This window comes from Phenylobacterium sp., assembly GCF_030693805.1.
In the GTDB taxonomy this organism is placed as follows: domain Bacteria; phylum Pseudomonadota; class Alphaproteobacteria; order Caulobacterales; family Caulobacteraceae; genus Phenylobacterium.
In genome coordinates this window covers 1-1,102 of sequence record NZ_JAUXZW010000401.1, presented here as the reverse complement: position 1 = coordinate 1,102, position 1,102 = coordinate 1, and the positions used below count along the sequence as shown (strand labels likewise).

General features: G+C 45.2%; 1 protein-coding gene. It reads right to left on the bottom strand.

The window, feature by feature from the left end:
* A partial coding sequence (locus Q8M88_RS16050; protein WP_305598160.1) for a toprim domain-containing protein occupies positions 1-1,061 on the bottom strand: 1,061 nt, incomplete at its 3' end.
* Positions 1,062-1,102: the final 41 nt, after the last annotated feature.

Below are 1,102 nucleotides of genomic sequence, written 5' to 3'. Positions count from 1 at the left end.
TTGAAATCGTAGTCCGTAGGATAAATCTCGATGTAATCCAGAAAGTCTTTGCGGAACCGACCTCTTGGATCTTTATATTTCTTTAAACTTTCAGGCAGCCAGATAAAGAGAATGTCCATGTATTCCATTCCCAGCTTGATGGCTGAACGGACACCGGTCTGATCAATGTCTGGAAGGATATATAGTTTCTTAACGCATCGAGTGATGGCCTTGTAGTCTTTTGCCGGAAGGCTGGCCGTTTCGCTGTTCATCCAGATTGGGTAGTAGCCGTAACCGGCAACATTAAGCGCATCCCGTTCACCGGAGCAAATGATGGCTTCCTCCAGCTTTTCGATCTCGGTTTCCTTTTCATCATCCTCTGATTTATCTCTGAGTTGAGAAGATTTAAAATCCTCATAGGCCTTATTAAGCTGCTCCAGCCCATTAATAAAATCTTTGGGTTTGATGCCTGCATGTCGGAACCGATACTGTTTTTCAGGGTTCATCGGTTGGTAGATTTTCTGCCAATCGCCATGGTTCACCATGAAAATGGGATAATTGTCGTTTGAAGCGGTGACCTGGGCTTCTCCGTTCTTGATATAAGTAAAGCTGTTCAGGGAGTAGAAATGATATTTCTTACAAATCTCGGTGGTTACCTTTGGGCCAAGAACCTGAAGTTCTGACTGAGAAATCTGGTCTTTTACATCAAAATAATAACTGCCATCGGTTTCGTTCGGTTTCGCCGGGCGCCGGGAAAAATCCGATTTGTTGATTTCAGCTTTGATACCACCGATTCCATAGCGGTCGGTGAGCATGACCAGCGCTTCGCGAAAAGTAATCGATTCTTCCATCATGCAAACCTGAATTCCATTCCGGCGTGTCTGGTCTCCGCCAAAATCGGTCAGAATCCAGGTGCCATCACCCAATTTTTTCAGCGAAGCCGAAGGGGTTTTCTCATTACGGATTTTAAACCGTTTGTCGATGTGTGATTGGGCGGCTTCGGCCTGTGGAAAGTACGAATAGATGATGTCCAGACCTCCGGAAGTATTGTCAAGGATGGTCTGTTGTTCGATGAAAGCCATTGGGTTACAAAGTTACAGGGTTACGGATTGGGAAGCATTTT